At 70.3% G+C, this 19403-nt stretch carries 14 protein-coding genes; 4 read left to right on the forward strand and 10 right to left on the reverse strand.

Annotated elements, in window-relative coordinates:
- From DEU36_RS00075 to DEU36_RS00085, 3 genes are all read right to left on the reverse strand, one after another.
- A complete protein-coding gene (locus DEU36_RS00075; RefSeq protein WP_120262381.1) occupies window positions 1-1146 on the reverse strand; it encodes a serine/threonine-protein kinase in 1146 nt (381 codons plus the stop codon).
- A 113-nt stretch (window positions 1147-1259) separates the two neighbouring features.
- Window positions 1260-2324 carry an FHA domain-containing protein gene (locus tag DEU36_RS00080; RefSeq protein WP_120262382.1) on the reverse strand — a complete coding sequence of 355 codons (1065 nt, stop codon included), beginning with the start codon at window positions 2322-2324 and terminating at the stop codon, window positions 1260-1262.
- A 33-nt stretch (window positions 2325-2357) separates the two neighbouring features.
- Window positions 2358-3953: a dolichyl-phosphate-mannose--protein mannosyltransferase gene (locus DEU36_RS00085; RefSeq protein ID WP_120262383.1), complete on the reverse strand. Its 1596-nt coding sequence runs from the start codon at window positions 3951-3953 to the stop codon at window positions 2358-2360.
- A gap of 22 nt (window positions 3954-3975) precedes the next feature.
- Between DEU36_RS00085 and rsmI the strand changes: the two genes are divergently transcribed.
- Window positions 3976-4800 (forward strand): 16S rRNA (cytidine(1402)-2'-O)-methyltransferase, encoded by an 825-nt coding sequence (rsmI, locus tag DEU36_RS00090; RefSeq protein WP_120262384.1) that lies wholly within the window; start codon window positions 3976-3978, stop codon window positions 4798-4800.
- 91 nt (window positions 4801-4891) lie between these two features.
- On the opposite strand, the gene DEU36_RS00095 is transcribed toward rsmI, so the two are convergent.
- From DEU36_RS00095 to DEU36_RS00115, 5 genes are all read right to left on the reverse strand, one after another.
- Window positions 4892-7225 (reverse strand): glycosyl hydrolase 53 family protein, encoded by a 2334-nt coding sequence (locus DEU36_RS00095; RefSeq protein WP_120262385.1) that lies wholly within the window; start codon window positions 7223-7225, stop codon window positions 4892-4894.
- A gap of 105 nt (window positions 7226-7330) precedes the next feature.
- The gene (locus DEU36_RS00100; RefSeq protein ID WP_120262386.1) at window positions 7331-8224 is read right to left on the reverse strand and encodes a sugar ABC transporter permease; all 894 of its coding nucleotides are present in this window, start codon (window positions 8222-8224) and stop codon (window positions 7331-7333) included.
- Window positions 8224-9852 carry an ABC transporter permease subunit gene (locus tag DEU36_RS00105; protein ID WP_120262387.1) on the reverse strand — a complete coding sequence of 543 codons (1629 nt, stop codon included), beginning with the start codon at window positions 9850-9852 and terminating at the stop codon, window positions 8224-8226. Before DEU36_RS00105 ends, DEU36_RS00100 begins: the two co-directional genes overlap by 1 nt.
- A gap of 61 nt (window positions 9853-9913) precedes the next feature.
- Entirely contained in the window at window positions 9914-11146 is a 1233-nt protein-coding gene (locus DEU36_RS00110; RefSeq protein ID WP_120262388.1) for an extracellular solute-binding protein, read from the reverse strand.
- A gap of 147 nt (window positions 11147-11293) precedes the next feature.
- Window positions 11294-13315, reverse strand: coding sequence for a beta-galactosidase (locus DEU36_RS00115; RefSeq protein ID WP_120262389.1), 2022 nt, complete (start codon window positions 13313-13315; stop codon window positions 11294-11296).
- 198 nt (window positions 13316-13513) lie between these two features.
- Between DEU36_RS00115 and DEU36_RS00120 the strand changes: the two genes are divergently transcribed.
- From DEU36_RS00120 to DEU36_RS00130, 3 genes are read left to right on the forward strand one after another with little or no spacing between them, the layout of a single operon-like run.
- Window positions 13514-14530, forward strand: a complete 1017-nt coding sequence (locus DEU36_RS00120) for a LacI family DNA-binding transcriptional regulator (RefSeq protein WP_120262390.1) — start codon at window positions 13514-13516, stop codon at window positions 14528-14530.
- Window positions 14531-14589: 59 nt separating this feature from the next.
- Window positions 14590-16158: a methionine--tRNA ligase gene (gene metG, locus DEU36_RS00125; RefSeq protein ID WP_120262391.1), complete on the forward strand. Its 1569-nt coding sequence runs from the start codon at window positions 14590-14592 to the stop codon at window positions 16156-16158.
- Window positions 16159-16160: 2 nt separating this feature from the next.
- Window positions 16161-17099: a TatD family hydrolase gene (locus DEU36_RS00130; protein WP_120262392.1), complete on the forward strand. Its 939-nt coding sequence runs from the start codon at window positions 16161-16163 to the stop codon at window positions 17097-17099.
- 4 nt (window positions 17100-17103) lie between these two features.
- On the opposite strand, the gene DEU36_RS00135 is transcribed toward DEU36_RS00130, so the two are convergent.
- The gene (locus DEU36_RS00135; RefSeq protein ID WP_120262393.1) at window positions 17104-18081 is read right to left on the reverse strand and encodes a LacI family DNA-binding transcriptional regulator; all 978 of its coding nucleotides are present in this window, start codon (window positions 18079-18081) and stop codon (window positions 17104-17106) included.
- On the reverse strand, window positions 18078-19394 hold the full coding sequence (locus DEU36_RS00140) for a glutamyl-tRNA reductase (RefSeq protein WP_120262394.1): 1317 nt from the start codon (window positions 19392-19394) through the stop codon (window positions 18078-18080). The genes DEU36_RS00135 and DEU36_RS00140 overlap by 4 nt, the downstream gene beginning before the upstream one ends.
- Window positions 19395-19403: the final 9 nt, after the last annotated feature.

The following is a 19403-nucleotide window of genomic DNA, read 5'->3' on the forward strand; positions in this document are numbered from 1 at the left end:
TCAGAACCCTCCGCCGACGATGAGGAGTGTCGTCATGGCGCCTGCGCCGGCGACCAGCAGGGCGCCGCCGGCGATCAGGGCGACCCGTGCAGCGGTTCCGAGACGGCGCGTCGGCTCGGCTCCAGCGAGGATCGTGCCTTCGTCGGGACGGCGATCGACGACGCGGGCGGCTCGCGCCGGTCGACGCGACTCGTATGCCACCGATGGCCGCACCGGCCCGCGCGCGCGGTCGTCGGCGAAATCGACGCTGGCGCCCGCCGCTGCCCACTCGTCGACGGCGACTTCCATCGGGGTGTGCGGGAGCCCGAGCTCGTGCTGGACGAGCTGCAGGTCATGGGCGAGCTCGGCGGCCGTCGCATGCCGTGCACCTGGGTCCCGGCTCATCGCCCGAGCGAGCACCTGCTCGAGGCGATCGGGCACGTCGGCGCGACCGATGGGCGTGTACGACGCTTTCCGGATGCGCGATTTCAGCTGGTCGCGGCTGTTCTGACCGCTGCCGGCGCGCTCGAACGGGCTGCGACCGGCCAGGAGCGAGTACAGCGTCGCGCCGAGCCCCCACACCTCGGCCGTGACCGAGCCGGAAACGCGCTCGTCGATGATCTCCGGCGCGCTCCAGGGCACCGACATCGCGAACACCTCGTCGCCGTCCGAGCGACCCGAGATGGCCGCGGCGATGCCGAAGTCCGAGAGCACCGGGGTGCCGAAGGTCGTGATGAGGATGTTGGAGGGCTTGATGTCCCGGTGGAGCAGCCCGGATCGGTGGGCCGTCTCGAGCGCCGATCCGATCTTGACGCCGAGCTGCAGCACCTCTGCCACCGGGATCACTTCGCGGCGGTACCGGTTGGTGAGGGACGTGGGGCAGTACTCCATCACGATGTAAGGCCGCCCGTCAGAGGAGATCGACGCTTCGTAGATCGTCAGGATGGAGGGGTGCGAGCTGAGGCGCGCCATGACATCCGCCTCGGCGTTGAACATCCGCAGCAGGCTCTCGTCGACGATGTCCTCCAGCAGCACCTTCACGGCGACGGGGCGACGGGGGAGGTTCTGCTCGAAGAGGAAGACGTCGGCGAAGCCGCCGGTACCCAGCGGACGGACGTAGGTGAATCCCGCAAGACCGGGCGGCGCGGAGGGCAGTCTCGACGCCACGAGTCATGCACCCCCTGTCAACGGGGGCGCGACGACGGCGTCCCCCGGAATCCGAATCCGGTGAGATTTTTCTAACACACCACGGTCGGGCCGGGAAATCGCTTGACGCGTGTTCACGAAGGCGACTCGAATGACGCGAGTACGCCGTCGCCCAGATCGAGCACGGCACCCGGCGAGACACGCGAGGTGGCGCCGCTGCGCAGCAGTCCTACGTCTCCGGATGCATCGCGCACGATGGTGCCGTTCGTCGAGCCGAGGTCGCGGACGACGAGCACGTCGTCCTCGAGCCTGACCTCCACATGCGTGCCGGAGACCTCCTTGCGCGGCGAGGGCACCGCGATGATCCGCGCTCCGGGATGCTGCGCGGCCCGCGGCGCCCGCCCGAGCACGATGGGGTGATCGAGCGGATACTCCCCGCCCGGCTCGAGGCGGAGGACGTATCGGCGCGACGCGGGCGCCTCGGCGACCGGGGCGGCCCCGCGACGCGACCCGAGGACGGTGCTGTCGTCCATCTCGGGTTGCGGGGGCGTCGGCACGGGCGCAGGCACAGGCGCCGGCGATGCCGCCGGGGCTGCCACGGGCTGGGAACTGCGGCGCGGGCCGAAGGACGGTGTCAGCGTCCGCCGGTCCACGGCGACCGTCTCGAGAGGGGCGGCGTCCTCCGGCGCCTCGATGGCGGGGGAGGTCACCGTCGCCACCTCGACGGCGGGCGAGGCGACCGCGGCGGGGGCTGCCGCGCCCCACTCCAGGGCGTCCGTGCGCACGACGCCCCGGCCGATCGGGAGCACCGAGGGACCGGGTGCGGCGCCGAGGCCGAGCGAGAGGCCGGCGACGTGCTGAGCGGACCCCTCGACCCACGTGCCGACCCCGGTGCCCGCGTAGCTGCTGCGCTGCGGGCCGTGCAGATCGATCGTGGCGCCGCCTCGGACGGCGACGGAGACCGCACTCGATCCAGCATCGACGAGCTCGACCAGAGCGAAGTCGGGGAGCGACCCGATGCCGACCGCCGCGATCACGGAGAGCACGTCTTCGAACGCGGCATCCCGCGCCGTCATCGCCTCCCACACGGCGGCGGCGAGCGCTTCACCGGCGCCCGGGCCGAGAAGCAGGGCGAACCGGTCGGTGACCATCGCGAAGCCCGCACCATGGGCGTCGTCGGGCGTCGGGTAGCGGAACACGCGCCTAGCCTACGGGGCGGCGTCGGGCGCGCGTCAGACCCAGCCGGGGAGCCAGTTGTGCAGCCGATAGAACTCGTAGGGAACCGAGATCGCCGACCACAACGGGAACCAGAACGCAGCGAGGACCAGGACGACCCCGAGGAACACCAGCACGATGCGCTCGACGCCGCGCGTGGTTCCCCGGTCGCGCCGCGCCGAGCGCACAGCGGATCGGATGACGAACACGAGCGCGAGCAGCAGGAACGGCTGGATGAGCACGGTGTAGAACTGGAAGATCGTGCGCTCGGGAAAGAGCAGCCACGGCGAGTACGTCGCGATCACACCGGTCAGGACGATGCCGTAGGCGCCGTCGCGGGTGCGGAAGAACAGGTAGACGAGGTACAGCACGCTCGCCACGCCCGCCCACCAGACGATCGGGTTCGGCATGCTGTAGAGGATCTCCCAGCAGCCGTTCGCATCGGTGCACGATCCCGTGCCGCCGGGAGTGCTGCCCGCGTACATCGACGTCGGTCGGAGCAGCAGCGGCCATTGCGCTGCTGGGCTCGCGTAGGCGTGAGGAGTCGACATCGCGGCCGTCGAGCCGTACATCGACTCGTGATAGCGCCAGAGGCTCTGCAGCGGCAGCGGCACCCATGACCAGAAGCCGGTCGCCGGGTTCGCGTCCGCCGCATGCCGGTCGTACCCGCCGTCGGTGACGAACCAGCCGGTCCACGACGCGAGGTAGACCGCGAGCGCCACCGGAACGAGCAGCACGAACGACACCGCTCCCTGACGGGCGGTCGCGTCGGCCGGCCAGTGCAGGATGCCGGCGCTGCGGCGCGCCAGGGCATCGCTCACCACCAGGTAGATGCCGATCGCCGCCAGCACCCACACCCCCGACCACTTCACCGCGGTCGCAGCGCCGGCGGCCGCGCCCGCGGCGATCACCCACGGACGGTTCCAGAGCACCGGACCCCAGGCGGGCGCGCCGATGTCGTCCCACCGCGCCGCGATGCGCTCGGCGAGCACGACCCGGGAGCGGTTGCGATCCAGCACGACGAACCAGAACGCCAGCAGCGTGAACAGCGTCAGGAAGATGTCGAGCAGGGCGACGCGACTCATCACGATGCCGAGGCCGTCGATCGCGAGCAGACCGGACGCGAGCGAGGCGAAGACGATCGAGCCGGTGAGGCTGCGCGCGAGGAGGTACAGCACGAGCACGCACGCCGTGCCCGCGAGCGCCGTGCCGAGACGCCAGGCGAAAGTCGAGTCGGCGCCGAACAGCGCCATGGGAAGCCCGATGAGGTACTTGCCGAGCGGAGGGTGGACGACGAAACTGCCCGTCGTGGTGAAGATGACGGTCTCGCCGGCGAGGAAGCGTTCGTCGGCGCCGTCGGGCCAGGTCGCGGCGTAGCCGAGCACCCATTGGCTCCAGGCGTCCTTGACGTAGTAGGTCTCGTCGAAGACCACGGCGTGGGGGTGCCCGAGGTTCCACATCCGCAGGACGGCGGCGATCAGCGTGATGACGAGGGGTGCGATCCAGGCCGCCCGTCGGGCGAAGAGCGGGTCGCCGAAGAAGCGCTCGTGCCACCGGTCGAGAAGGGTCGGCCGACGAGTCTCGGGGAGCAGCGGCTCAGCGGTCGTCGTCACGCCGCCAGCCTATGCTGGGGCGGTGATCATCCTCGCCGCGACGCCCATCGGCAACCTCGGCGACGCCACGACGCGGCTGGTCACGGCCCTCGAGCAGGCGACGACGATCGCCGCCGAGGACACGCGCACCACGCAGCGGCTGCTGCAAGCGCTCGGCGTCACGAATCGCCCGCGCCTGATCGCGCTGCACGATCACAACGAGAAGCAGCGGGCCGCCGAGCTTGTCGAGCGTGCGCGCACCGAGGACGTCCTCGTCCTCAGTGACGCCGGGATGCCGACGGTCAGCGACCCCGGGTTCGGACTCGTGGCGGCGGCCGCCGCAGCCGGAGTGACCGTGACCGTCCTCCCCGGACCGAGCGCGGTGCTCGCCGCGCTCGCCGTCTCGGGGCTTCCGACCGATCGGTTCGCGTTCGAGGGGTTCCCGCCGCGCAAGCCGGGGGAGCGGCGCCGGCTGTTCGATCAATTGGCGGGCGAGCAGCGCACGCTCGTCTTCTTCGAAGCGCCGTCGCGGATCGCCGAGGTGCTCCGTGCGATGGCCGACGCGTTCGGAGGGGAACGGCGGGCGGCTGTCTGCCGCGAGCTCACGAAGCTGCACGAAGAGGTCGCCCGGGGAACCCTCGACGAGCTCGCCGCGTGGGCGGCCGAGGGCGTCCGCGGTGAGATCGTGATCGTGATCGAGGGCGCCGGGGTGCGCGAGATCGATCCCGCCGATGCGCTCGCTCAGGTGCAGCGGCTCGTGGCCGACGGCATCCGGCTCAAAGACGCGGCCGCCGAGGTGGCCGGCGCGACCGGTCTGTCGTCACGCGATCTGTACCAGGCTGCGCTCGCGGCGCGCACGCGCCCCTGACGCGAGAACGCCGTCCCCGCGAGAACGCACCGCCGCCGCGAGAACGTACCGGTGAGGGCACGCTCTCGCGGCGACGGTGCGTTCTCGGCGATCAGCCTTCGCGCCGGCGGCGGGCGGCGAGAGGGACGCCGACGAGCAGCAGCAGGGTGGCGATGGCGAGCGCCGCGAGGGGGAGTGTTCCGCCGGTCGCGGCGAGCGGGCCGGCATCCGCGGATGCGGGGGAGGGTGCCGGTGCGGGCATCGCCGGTGCGGATGCCTCGGGAGCGGGCGCCACGGTGACGAGCGCATCGATCGCTGCTCGAAGCGTCGTCGTCGCCGCGTCGACGTCCGTCTGCGACGTCGACGCGGCCGCCAGGATCGAAAGCGCGGACTCCAGCGCGGCGTCGACCGATGCCAGGGATGTCGCCGTGTAGAGCGATCGGTCGAGCGATCCAGCGCGGACGGTCGCTGCCGTCAGGGCCGAGAAGTCCGCCGCCGGTGCGGCCCGGACGAGCGAGACGTCATCGAGCGTTCCCCAGGCCCCGGCAGGCAGATCGCCCGTGATCCGGACGGTGAGGGTGCCGCCCGCGGATGCGAACACGGCCTCGGTGGTCGGGGTGGACCACACGCGCCAGCCGGTGAGAGCGAAGTCGGCCTCTGTCGCCGTCGCGCGAGCGGCGGTGCGGGCGTCAGCGAGGCTCAGCCGCAGGCGCCCGTCGGTGCCGGCTGCCCCGCCCTGCGCCGCGGCGGATGCGGTGTACCACCCCGCCTCGGGAACGACGACCTCCTGCTCGAGGGTGAACGAATACGCGGCGTCGGCCCAGAAGTGCGCCGAATATGTGCCCGAGCGCGGGTCGTCCGTCGCGCGCACCGTGAGACCGCGTCCCTCCGAGCGCCACATCGAGACATCGGGGTCTTCGAAGCCGCCGTTCCGAATCAGGTTGCGGGCCATGACCGAGACCGTCGCGGTCGTGGCGTGGCCTGCGGACGTGATGCCCGAGAACGTGTAGACGCCGACGCCGTCGACGGCATCCGTTCCGGGGGTCCAGACGACGTTCTGCTGCTCACTGGTCCCGTCGGTGTACGACACGGTGACGGTGTCAGGAAGGGTGACCGGGTCGCCGTCCGCGACGGTGAGGGCTACACGCTGCACGTCGCTGACCGTCCGAGGGGCGATCGCGCCGGTGCGCACGTACGAGAACACGTTCAGCGACGCGAGCGGGTTGCCGTCGTGGTCGAACAGGGCCTGGTTGTCCCACGCGGATCCGCCGAACCACTGGCCCGCATCGTGCGGCTCGTAGCCGCCGGCGTAGCTCGACGCCCAGCCCGACCCGTCGCGCTCCCAGAGCACGCGGTTGGACTCGAGCTCCTCGGGCGGACCCACCGGAAGCCACGCCGGCTCCCAGTAGAAGACGCCCAGGCCCGCGTCGCCCACATTCGCCACGGCCTGGACGACGTCGCGGACGGCGGTGGCCTGGCCCTGCACGCTCACGGGGTAGCGCGTCGCGTCTTCGGGTGTCTTCACGACGTTCGGGTGCCCGTCGCCGTCATCGAGCGTGTACGCCCACGACGTCTCGGCCACGAGCACCTTCTTGTCGTACGTCTCGGCGATCTGCGACAGCACTGCGGTCAGGTTCTCGGGCGTGCCGTGCCAGAAGGGGTAGTACGACGACGCGAACACGTCGTAGTCGACATCCCGCACCTCGAGCTCGCGGGCGACGCCCGCGTAGAAACCGGGGCGTTCGGGGTTGGTGAAGTGCAGCACGACGAGCGCCTCCGGCATGACGTCGTGGATCGCGGCCGACCCGGCGCTGAAGATCCGCGCCATGTCGTCCCACCCGGACACGCCGGCGATGCCGCCGTTGGTCTCGTTCCCGACCTGCACCATCCGCACGTCGACGCCGGCGTCGCGGAATCGTGTGAGCGCGTCGCGCGTGAACGTGCCGGTCGCGGCGGCCTTCTCGTCGACGGTCATCCCCGCCCACGCCTTCGGCGCCTGCTGCTTGGCGGGATCGGCCCAGAAGTCGGAGTAGTGGAAGTCGACCAGGACGCCCAGCCCCGCGGCCGTCGCCCGCTCTCCGATCTCGATCGCCCGGGCGACATCGACGTCGCCGCCGCCGTAACCGTTGCCGTCGGCGTCGAAGGGGTCGTTCCAGACGCGGATGCGGATGTCGCTGACCCCGGCATCCCGCAGGATCGCGAACAGGTCGCCGGGTTCGCCGTCGGCGTCGCGGAAGACGACGTCGGATTCTTCAAGCGACAGCATCGACGACACGTCGACGCCTCCGATGAAGTCGGCCGGCAGGTTCTCGACCCGCGGCACGGTGATCGTGCTGGGGACCGGGCCCGCCGGGTCGTCGGCCGCCGACGCCGGGAGCGCGAGCGCCCCCAGCGACAGGACCGCCGCCGTGACGGCCGCGGTCAGCCGTGGGATGGTTCGGTGCATGAGCCTCTCCTTCGAGGTCGGCGCGCGGGCGCGCGAAAGCGTACGGTCCCGGCGAGGACGTGCCGGGGACGGTGTGGTTTCGGCGAGAGGGTGCGTTCTCGCGCGTCAGCCCTTCACGGAGCCGGCCGTGAGTCCGCCGATGATGTACCGCTGCAGGCCGAGGAACAGCGCCAGCACGGGAATCGACGCGAGCACGGCGCCGGCTGCGAACAGGCCCCAGTTGCTGGCGAGCTGGTTCGAGACCCATTGGAACATCCCGACGGCGAGCGTCCAGTTGTCCTGCGACACCAGCACGATCTTCGAGATGATGTAGTCGCCGAACGACGCGATGAACGCCAGCAGCGCCACGACCGCGAGGATCGGGGTCACGAGCGGCATGATGATCCGCCAGAACACCTGGGCGTGCGTCGCGCCGTCGATCTTCGCCGACTCGTCGAGCTCCATCGGGATCGTGTTGAAGAAGCCGTACATGAGGAACGTGTTCACACCCAGCGCACCGCCGAGGTAGACGCAGATGAGGGCGATCTTCGAGTTCAGGCCGAGGGCGGGGAACACCTCGCCGAGAGCGAGCAGCATCAGGAAGATCGCGACGAACGCGAGCGCCTGCGGGAACATCTGGATGATGAGGAGCGACGTCAGGCCCGCGCGGCGACCGCGGAAGCGGAACCGCGAGAACGCGTAGGCCGCTGCGGCTCCCATCAGCACGGCGCCCACCGCGGACGCGCCGCTCACGATCAGCGTGTTGCCGTACCAGGTCCAGTACGACGTGCCGCCGAGCGAAGCGAAGTTCGCGACATCGAAGACCCCGAACAGCTGGTTGCTCGCGGCGAGGCTGCCGCGCGGGTTGAGCGCGGCCGAGACGACGTAGAGCAGCGGGAACATCGCGTAGAAGAGGATGACGAGCGCGACGAGGTACTTCCAGCCCACCTCGAGCAGCCAGCGGCGACGCCGGGCCCCGACGCGGCTGGGCGTGGTGGCGACGGTGGTGGTTGCAGACATCACTGGTACTCCTCCAGCTTGCGGGTCTGGCGGAACGCCAGGGCGGAGATCACGCCGATCACGACGAACACGAGGATCGACAGGGCGCTGGCCAGGCCGTAGTCGGCAGCGCCGCCCGAGACTCCCGAGATGCGCCAGATCGCGGAGATCAGGATGTCGGTGGAGCCGAGCGCGTACGGCGCACCGGGGATCGCCGGCCCGCCGCTGTTGAACATGTAGATGACGGTGAAGTTGTTGAAGCTGAACGCGAATGACGAGATCAGCAGGGGAGCCGTCGACACCAGCACGAGCGGCAGGACGATCGCGCGGAACTGCCGGAACCTCCCGGCGCCGTCGATCGATGCGGCCTCGAGGCTGTCGGACGGCAGCGCCTGCAGGGCGCCCGTGCACACCAGGAAGTAGTACGGGTACGTCAGCCAGACGTTGACGAAGAGTACGGCGATGCGAGCCAGCCAGGGGTCGCCGAGCCAGTCGATGTTGGCGCCCCCGAAGAAGAACTCGTTGATGACTCCGAACTCGGCGTTGAACATGCCGCGGAACAACAGGGCCGACATGAACGCCGGGAAGGCGTAGGGGAGGATGAACAGGGTCCGGAGGACCTTGCGGCCCTTCACCCGAGGATCGTTGAAGATGAGCGCCACGACGAGGCCCATCGCGAACGGGATGATCACCGACAGCGCCGCCCAGACGAATGTCCAGAGCGTGACGAGGGCGAGCGGCTCGAGGAGCCCGGGGTCGGTGGCGAGGCGCAGGAAGTTGTCGAACCCGACGTTCACGACCCAGCCGGTCGGGAGGGCCGCTCCGTCGGGGGAGACGAATCGTCCGTCGGCGGTCGCGGTGTACACGGCGCCGGATGCCGTGTCGGTGATGGTCTGCGCGTCGGCATCCCAGGTCAGCGTCGACAGGTACACCGCACCGGTGGAGCCGTCGCGCGTTCGGATCGAGCCGTCGTTGGGGTCGTCGGAGACGGGTACCCGAAGCTCGACGATCTGCTCCTGAAGGGCGGGGTCGCCGAGGAAGGTGCCGCGCGGCACGACGTTCCAGCCGGGGACATCGGTGGGAGCGCCTGCGCCCGACGTCTCGCCCACGACCTCGAGTGGCCGGTCGGTGGCGCCGGCCTTGATCTCACCGTCGTCGACGATCGCGAAGCCGTACTCGCCACCCTGCTCGACGACCGAGAGCGGGTACGACGGCGAGGTGTCGATGCGGCGCTCGCCCTGGGCGAGGGCGGCAGCCACCGCCTGCTCCTGCGAGCCCACGTGGCCGGCACCGTAGTTGGTGAAGGCGATGTACGCGGTGTAGCCGAAGATGAAGACCTGGAAGACAAGCAGGAACGCCAAGCCCGGCAGCAGGTACTTCAGCGGCAGTGCGCGCTTGGTGAAGTAGACGACGTCGGCGGCGAGGAGCAGGACGGCCGCGGCGGTCGCGATGAGCCACGACTCGGCTTGGACGGCGGCGAACACCCCCATCAGGCCGAAGGCGTTGACGATCGCCATCAGCACGAGCTTCACGATGAAGCCCCAGCCGATGCCCGACCAGCGTCGGCCGTGCGGTTCGGGCTGCTGCGACCGATCGGGGGAGCGAGGCGGCGGTGCGCTCTCGCTCACGGTTCCCTGGGGGACCGACATGTGCATCTCCTTCACGAGAGAGGTCCGGGGGCGGAGCTGAATGCTCCGCCCCCGGAGGGGATCAGCCGATCGTGGCCTGGACGTCGGTCACCATGGTGTTCCAGGTGCTGACGGGGTCGCCGCCCTTGATGATCTGCACCTGTGCCGCGTTCCAGAGGTCCCAGACCGAGCCCATCTCGGGGATCGAGGGCTGGGGCACGCCATTAGCGGCGGAGGCCAGGAAGCCGGCCACGACGGGGTCGGACGAGACCTCCGCGGCGAGCGTCTTCCAGGCGGGCAGACGCGGGTCGGCCTCGTAGAGCGCGCGCTGCGCGTCGTCGGTCGCGAGGTAGGTGGTCAGGAACTCCTGGGCCAGCAGCTTGTTCGTGCTCTCCGAGCTGATGTAGAAGCCCTGGACTCCGACGAACGGTGCAGCGGTCTCGCCACCGGCCGACGGGATGGGGTTGACCTTGACGTTCACGCCGTTGGCGGTGAGCGTCTCGATGGCCCACGGTCCCTGCACCGTGTACGCGGCGGTGCCGGCGGCGAAGAGCTCGTTGTTGGTGTCGTAGTCGATCGTGGTCGAGATCTCGCCCGAGCCGGCCTCGCCGTGCGCGCCGAGCCAGGTGGCGAACGCCTCGCCGCCCTCGCCGCCCATGCCGACCTCGGTCGTGTACGAGCCGGTGGCGTCCTGCACGAACACGGGAGCGCCGAACGACGTCTGGAACCCGTACATCGTGTAGGCGTCGCCCTTCTGGCCCGCGGTGTTGATGACGAACGGACGCTCCGCGCCGGCCGCCTGGGCGCGGGCGATCATGTCGTCGAAGGACGACGGCGCCTCTTCGCCGACGAGGTCGGTGTTCTGCACCAGCGCGATCGTCTCGAGCGCGTAGGGGAAGCCGTAGAGCTGGCCGTCGTAGGTGAACGCGTCGACGGCGACCTTCTCGATCTGGTCGGCCTTGTCGCCGAGGTCGATCGTGTCGACGACACCGGCCGAGACGAACGAGCCGAGGAAGTCGTGGGCGCCGACGGTGATGTCGGGGCCCTCGCCGGTCGGGACCTGGTTGATGAAGTCGTTGCGGATGTCTTCGAAGTTCTTCTGGACCAGCTCGATCTTGGTGCCGGTCTCCTCTTCGAACGCCTTCGCAGCCGCCTCGATGGCGGGTGCGCGGTTGGCGTCGGTCCAGACGACGAGCGAGCCGCCGGAACCTTCGTCGGCGTTGCCGCTCTCGCTGGGGGTGCTGCCGCCGGAGCAACCGGCGAGCAGGACGGTGGTCGCCGCGATGGCGACGATGCCGGTCCCGATCTTGCGCATGGATCTTCCTTCCGATGTGGTCGATCGGAAGGGCCTCTCGCGAGGTCGCTCCGTCACGACCGGTGTGGATGCCGTCGCCGGATGGCGTCGGCTTCTTCTCTCAGTGCCTGCCGCGAGACGTCGTCTGTCTCTCGGTCTCGGGGACGGTCATCGACCGCTCCCGTGTGCTGTGCGCGGAGCACGGATGACGGCGACGTCGCCCGCGCTCACCTCCAGCGTGCCCCGGGTGGCGTGTCCTGTCATCAGGTCGACGCCGTCCAGGGCGAGCTCTGCGTCCGTCTCCGCGTGGTTGATCGCGATGACGTAGTCGTCGGTCTCGCCCGCGCGGCGGATGATCTCGAGTCCGGCGGGTGCGCCGAGCGGGACGATGCCCGCGTCGGCGTAGACCTCGGCCATGATGGCGGCGAGGCCGGCGGCATCCGGTCGCGTGCTGACGTACCAGCCCGTGCCGGCGCCGTGCCGCTTGCGCGTCACGGCCGGCATCCCCGCGCCCGGTCCGTCGACGTAGGTCGCGCGGGCCTCGGCGTCGGAGACCACGAGGTGCTCATGCCAGACGTCTGCCGTGTGCGACGCGCCGCCGAACTCGATCGTCGTGGCGGTCCCGGCGCGCAGGGGCAGGTGCTCCTCGACGCGGATGCCGAGAGACGGCTCGAGCGGAGCGGCGAAGCCTCCCGGGTGCACCGCGTCGTTCTCATCGACGACGGCCGAGAAGAACGAGACCACGAGCGTGCCGCCGGCTTCGACGTACCGGTTGAGGTTGTCGGCGTCGGCCTGGCGCAGGAGGTACTGCGCGGGCGCGATGACGAGCTTGTAGCCGGAGAGATCGTGCCCGGGCAGGGCGAAGTCGACCGTGATGTTGTCGCGCCACAGTCGCTCGTAGAACGCCCGGATGCGTTCGTCGTGCGAGACGTCCTCGGAGGGACGCCATTCCAGGTCCTGCGCCCAGAACGACTCGAAGTCCCACAGGATCGCGACGTCGGCGTGCACACGCGAACCGCGCACCTCGGAGAGGCGGTTCAGCCTGGCGCCCAGGTCGACGACCTCGCGGAACACCCGAGACTCGGAGCCGGCGTGCGGCAGCATCGCCGAGTGGAACTTCTCGGCCCCCGAGCGGCCGGCCCGCCACTGGAAGAAGAGGATGCCATCCGCACCGCGGCCGAGGTGGGCGAGCGAGTTGCGCGCCATCTCGCCCGGCCGCTTGGCGATGTTCCGCGGCTGCCAGTTGACCGCCGAGGTCGAGTGCTCCATGAGGATCCAGGGCTTGCCGCCCCCGACCGAGCGGGAGAGGTCCGCGGCGATGGCCAGACCGATCTCGCCTTCGACGTCCGCGGCCCAGAGGTAGTGGTCGTCCGAGACGATGTCGACCTCGCGCGCCCAGGCCCACAGGTCGCAGCCGTGGTGCTGGTTGGCCATGAAGTTCGTCGTGACCGGGAGAGACGAGAAGCGCCGGATGGCGTCGCGCTCGGCGATGAAGCACGCGCGCAGCTGCGCGTCGGTGAAGCGGGCGAAGTCGAGGCGCTGCGCCGGGTTCACGACCGACGGCGCGGCGGCCGGGACGCCCACGTGGTCCCAGACGCCGTAGTGCTGGCCCCAGAACGCGGTGCCCCACGCAGCGTTGAGGGCGTCGAGCGACCCGTACTTCTCCTGCAGCCAGCCGCGCCAGGCGCGCTGCGCATGCTCGGAGTAGTCCTCGCCGACGGGTACGCCGTACTCGTTGTGCACGTGCCACATCACGACCGCCGGGTGGTCGGCGTAGCGCTCGGCGAGCGTCGAGGCGATGCGCACCGCGGCCCCGCGGTACGCGGAAGCGGAGTGCGAGGCCATGCCGCGCGAGCCGAAGCCCATGACCACGCCGTCGCGGTTGACGGCGCGGGCGTCGGAGTGGGCGGCGAAGAACCAGGCCGGCGGCGACGCCGTCGGGGTGCCGAGGTCGACGGCGATGCCGTTCTCGTGGAGCAGGCCGATGATCTCGTCGAGCCACTCGAAGTCGAACACGCCCTCGCTCGTCTCGATGAGCGCCCACGAGAAGATGCCGACGCTGACGAGGTTCACGCCCGCCTCGCGCATGAGGCGGACGTCTTCACGCCAGATCTCGCGGGGCCACTGCTCCGGGTTGTAGTCGCCGCCGTAGGCGATCCCGTCGATGGCCGGCCAAACGCTCGCAGGCATGAAACGCGTCCTCGTGTCTCTCGAATGCGCCGGTCGTACTGTGACCGGTCACAGGGTGTGCGATAACTGTAAGCGAGCCCGCCATCCCGGACACGCGTCGTTATCGAACTGTGACCGGTCCCAGCTCTTGTGCCAGACGCGGCGTCTCATCGCGAGGCGTGCCGGCCCCGGCGTGCCTCGCGGAGTAGGCTCGCCGACGTGAACGGCTCCATCGGCGCGTCGCGCAAACCGACCATCCGCGACGTCGCGGCGGCGGCCGGCGTCTCGCACGGCACCGTGTCGCGCGTCATCAACGGCGGACACTGGGTCTCGCCCGAGGCGCGGGAAGCCGTCGACCGTGCGATCCGCGAGACCGGATACACCGCCAACCACGCCGCGCGCAGCCTGGCGACGGGACGCTCGAACTCGCTCGCCTTCCTGCTGACCGAGCCGCAGCACCTGCTCTTCGCCGACCCGACCTTCGCCCTGCTCCTGCGGGGTGCGACCGAGGCCCTCGCGCAACGGTCGATGACCCTGGTTCTGATGATCGCCGACACCGCGGCGGAGCGGGCCAACGTCGAGCGGTACGTGCGCGCGGGGCACGTCGACGGCGTGCTGCTCATCTCGTCCCACGAGTCGAACCCGCTGCTCGCCTCGCTGATCTCCGCGGGGGTGCCCACGGTGTGCACCGGTGTCCCCCTCGGCGATCGGGCGCACGTCCCCACCGTCTCGGTCGACGAGCAGGAGTCCGCGCGCACCATGACGCGTCACCTTCTCTCGCGCGGTCACCGTCGCATCGCGGTGATCACCGGTCCCGACGACACCCCGGGCGGCCGGTACCGCCTGCAGGGCTTCCGCGACGAGATGGGTGACCTGTTCGACCCCGAACTCGTCGAGCAGGACGTCTATTCGAGTGACGCAGGCGCGGCGGCGATGACACGGCTGCTCGAGCGGGCGCCCGACATCGATGCCGTCTTCGCGGCATCCGACGTCATGGCCGTCGGTGCGATCGCCGCCATCCGTCGCACCGGGCGTCGCGTGCCCGACGACATCGCCGTCGCCGGCTTCGACGATTCGGGACTCGCGGCGACGCACGACCCGCCGCTGACGACGATGCGGCAGCCGTGGAACGAGATCAGCTCGGCCATGGTCGACATGGTGCTGCAGGTGATCGCCGGGGCGGAGCCGGAACCCCTCGTGCTGCCGACATCCCTCATCGTGCGCGAGACGGCCTGACGCCCCGCCGCGTCGACACACGGCACCGGCGGTCCGCCCACTCGAACTAGAATCTCGGGGTGAGCAACGGCCGCAGTTTCTACATCACCACGCCGATCTACTACCCGAGCGACCTGCCCCACATCGGGCACGGCTACACGACGGTGGCGGTGGACACGCTCGCGCGCTGGCACCGCCAAGCCGGCGACGACACGTGGATGCTGACGGGCACCGACGAGCACGGTCAGAAGATGCTCCGTGCCGCTGCGGCGAACAACGTCACTCCCCAGGAGTGGGTCGACAAGCTCGTCGAAGAGTCGTGGTTCCCGCTCCTGCGCACGCTCGACGTCGCCAACGACGACTTCATCCGCACGACGCAGGAGCGTCACGAGGAGCGCGTGAAGGTCTTCGTCCAGACGCTCTTCGACCGCGGGTACATCTACGCCGGCGAGTACGCCGCGCTGTACTGCGTGGGATGCGAGGAGTTCAAGCCCGAGGCCGAGATCGCCGACGGCACCGGCGCCTTCGAAGGGCTCAAGGTCTGCGCCATCCACTCGAAGCCGCTCGAGCTGCTGCAGGAGAAGAACTACTTCTTCAAGCTCAGCGAGTTCCAGGACCGCCTGTTGGAGCTGTACAAGAACGAGCCCGACTTCGTGCGTCCGGAGTCGGCGCGCAATGAGGTCGTCTCGTTCGTGAAGTCGGGGCTGAAGGACCTCTCGATCTCGCGGTCGGCCTTCGACTGGGGCATCACGGTGCCGTGGGACCCGTCGCACGTGATCTACGTGTGGGTCGATGCGCTGCTGAACTACGCCACCGCGATCGGTTACGGCACCGACCCGGACGAGTTCGCGCGCCGCTGGCCCGCCTACCACGTGGTGGGCAAGGACATCCTGCGGTTCCACGCGGTGATCTGGCCCGCGATGCTGATGGCCGCGGGCCTCGACGTGCCGCGCGGCGTGTTCGCGCACGGCTGGCTGCTCGTCGGCGGCGAGAAGATGTCGAAGTCGAAGCTCACCGGCATCGCGCCGACCGAGATCACCGACGTGTTCGGGTCGGACGCGTACCGGTTCTACTTCCTGTCGGCGATCGCGTTCGGTCAGGACGGCTCGTTCTCGTGGGAGGACCTGTCCGCGCGATATCAGGCCGAGCTCGCCAACGGATTCGGCAACCTCGCGTCGCGTACGATCGCGATGATCGAGCGTTACTACGAGGCGATCGTGCCCGCGCCGGCCGAGTACGCCGAGGGCGATCTCGCGATCCAACGGGTCGTTGCGGACGCCGCCACCGCCGCGGATGCCGCGATGGAACGGTTCCGGCCCGACGAGGCGATCGGTGCCATCTGGACGATCGTCGACGCGCTGAACGGCTACATCACCGAGAACGAGCCGTGGGCTCTCGCGAAGGACGACACCCGACGGGCGCGGCTGGGCACGGTGCTGTACACCGCGGCCGAGGGGCTGCGCGCCCTCGCGGTGCTGCTGTCGCCGGTGATGCCCGAGTCGACGCGCAAGCTGTGGGTGGCGCTCGGCATCGACGCCCGCATCGAGGACCAGCCGCTGCGCGAGGCGGGCACGTGGGGCGTGCTGCCCGCCGGCACGACGGTCAACGGGCTCGCCCCGCTGTTCCCGCGCGTCGAGCAGCCCGCCTGAACATGGTCGACTCGCCAGAAAGCGCCGATCCGGCGACCCCGACATCGTCACTTCGTGGCGAGTCGACGGTTGACGTCTCGCAGTATGTGCGGCAGCGTTCGCAGGCCGCCCGGGATGTGCGCTGGCCGGAGGCGCCGGAGCCGCTCGCGGTGCCGGTCTACGACAATCACACCCACCTCGAGATCGAGGACGGCGACGAGCCCCGCTCGCTCGGGGAGCAGCTCGAACTCGCGGCATCCGTCGGCGTGATCGGCGTCGTCCAGGCTGGCGGAGACATCGACTCGTCGCGGTGGTCGGCGTGGGCGGCGGCGTCGCACCCGCGCGTCCTCGCCGCCGTCGCCATCCACCCGAACGAGGCGCCGCTGTACGCCGCGGCCGGGCGACTCGACGAGGCGATCGGCGTCATCGACGAGCTCGCCGCGCAGCCCCGCGTGCGGGCGATCGGCGAGACGGGCCTCGACTTCTTCCGTACCGAGGAGGACGGGCTGCCGGCGCAGTTCGAGAGTTTCGAGGCGCACATCGCGCTGGCGAAGAAGCACGGCGTCGCGATGCAGATCCACGACCGCGACGCTCATGACGCCGTCCTCGAGACGCTGCAGCGGGTGGGGGCTCCCGAGCGCACCGTGTTCCACTGCTTCTCCGGCGACGCCGAGATGGCGCGCGTCGCGACGGACCGCGGCTACTGGCTCAGCTTCGCCGGGAACGTGACGTTCAAGAACGCCCAGAACCTGCGCGACGCCCTCGCGGTCACGCCGCGCGAGCGCATCCTCGTCGAGACCGACGCTCCCTTCCTCACGCCGGCCCCGCATCGCGGGCGCCCGAACGCGCCCTACCTGATCCCGGTGACGCTGCGGTTCATGGCCGCGGAGCTCGGAATCGATGTCGATGAGCTGTCGGCCCAGATCGCGGCGAACACCCTCGAGGTCTACGGCGAGTTCTGACGCCTCAGCGCGTCGAGGAGCCGCGGACGATCTCCCAGGGAAGATCGACGATATCGGGTGACGCGGCATCGCGGATGCCGCTGAGGGCCTGGAACATCGCGGCGGGAGCGAGCTCCGGGTGCACGCAGACGTGCGTGACGCCCAGCCGGGTGTTCACGGCGCAGTCGCTCGTGCACAGTGCGACGAACTGGATGTCGCGCGGAATGACGAAGTCCATCTCCTCGAGCTGCAGGTAGATCGCCGGGCCTTCCTCGGCGAACGAGAAGATGGCGTCGGCGCCCGCGTCGCGCAGCTCGCCGACCCGGCGGGGGAGCGCGCCGTGCTCGGCGTCGAGGTATGCGACGAGAGGCTCCCGACCGCGAACGGTGCTCCATGCGCGATACGCCGTCTCGCCGATCTCGTCGCGGGGTGAGCCCGCATCGTCGACGAGGAACCCGATGCGCCGGGCTCCGCCGGCTTCGAGCAGGGCGAGGGCGGAGCGCACGGCCTCGTCGTACCCGGTGCGCACGGTGATCGACAGCTCGGTGTCGACATAGAGGTCGTTCGTGGCGACGGGGATGCCGCGAGCGATGGCCTCGCGCAGCAGCAGGTCATCGGCGGCCACCTCGGCGAAGTAGACGACGTCGATCTGCGCGCCGCGGAGCAGATCGGGCCGCGCAGCGGGAAGCATCGTGACGGTGAATCCCTGATCGGCCGCAGCGCTGACGAGCGCGCCGATATGCCTGCTGCGGTGCAGCGCACCGCGCTTCGACAGGTCGAGCTCGGCATCCTGCGGGACGACGAAGCCGACCGACATCGTGCGGCCGCTCCGCAGCGCGGCGGCGTACTTGTTGGGCTGGTAGCCGAGCTCGGCGGCGATCGCCTTGATGCGCTCGCGGGTCTCGGGGCGCAGGCTTCCGCGATCGTTGAGCGCCTGACTGATGGCGGCCGTCGAGACACCCGCGCGCAGCGCGATGTCTTTCAGGGTCACCTGCCGGGTCATGACCGACCGGCCCCCGCTTCGACTCCGCCCGGGGCGCGCTCGCTCGGAACGGAGCCGGCGGATGCGGGGGCGTCTGCTGCGGTGGGGAAGACCGTGGCGACGGCATCCGCCCAGGCGGCACCCGAGCCGGACGACGCCAGGGTGTGCCCCTGCGCGATGAGACGGTGCAGCAGCACGCCGGAGAAGTGCCGCAATGCCGCCTCGACCTGCGGTGACTCGCCGCGCAGACGGGAGCGTTCGAGCTCATCGTCGAGGATGCCGGTGATGTATCCCCGCATCGCGACGACCGAGGGTGCGACTTCGTGCACGCGCCGGGCCGCGGCATGGCGGGCGGCAGCGCCGGCGACGATCTCGCGCGCCTCGTCGAGGGTGGCGAACTCGTCGATGGGGGCGTGGACGCGGATCGTCTCGAGGTCGAGCAGTTCGATGTCGGGGACGTCGCGCAGGGCGGGGTCGACGTTGCGGGGCAGGCCCAGGTCGATGATCAGCTGCGTGCGATCGGCGCCGGCGCGTCGGGCGGCGTGGTCGGACGCGGTCAGGGCGTAGGTGTCGGTGGTCGTGGTGCAGGTGACGATGACGTCGGCGGCCGCTGCTTCGTCGGCGTAGTGCTCGGCGTCGATGGCGACGAGGTGCTCGCGTTGCGCGAACCGGCTGCGTCCCGAGCGCGAGTGCACACGCACGTCGACGGCGCCCTTGTCGCGCAGGGCGGCGAGGGATGCTGCGGCGTACCGTCCCGTGCCCACCAGCAGCACCCGCACCGTCGACCAATCGGCCACGCGAGAGGAGGCGAGCTCGAGCGCGAGGCGAACGAGAGAGCGACCCGATTCGCCGATGCGCGTGCTGTTCTTCACGGCGCGCGAGGTCTCCGTCGCGCGCTGGAAGAGGTGCTCGAGGGGAGCCGTCGTCAGTCCGCCCCGTCGCGCGTCGTCAAGCGCGCGGCGCACCTGGCCCGCGATCTCGTCCTCGCCGACGGCGACCGAATCGAGGCCCGATGCGACGGAGAACAAGTGGTGGGCGACCTTGTTGCCGTGAGCGAAGTCGACGGTCTCGCGGACGGTCCGGTAGGGCAGATCGCTCAGCTTCGCGATCTCTTCCATGGCCGCATCCATCGCCGGGATCGTCGAGGGGAAGTCGGCGTCATCGCGCAGGTCGAAGTAGGCCTCGAAGCGGTTGCAGGTTGCGAGGACCACGGCGCCCTGGATGGCTTCGTGGGCATCTGTCAACCGGGTGCCGACTTCGTCTCCGATGACGGAGAGTCGCTCGAGTGAAGCGAGCGGCGTGGAGCGCTGATGCGCGGTGAGAGCGACGAGCACGTGCGGAAA

This window comes from Microbacterium sp. AG238, assembly GCF_003610405.1.
GTDB lineage: Bacteria > Actinomycetota > Actinomycetes > Actinomycetales > Microbacteriaceae > Microbacterium.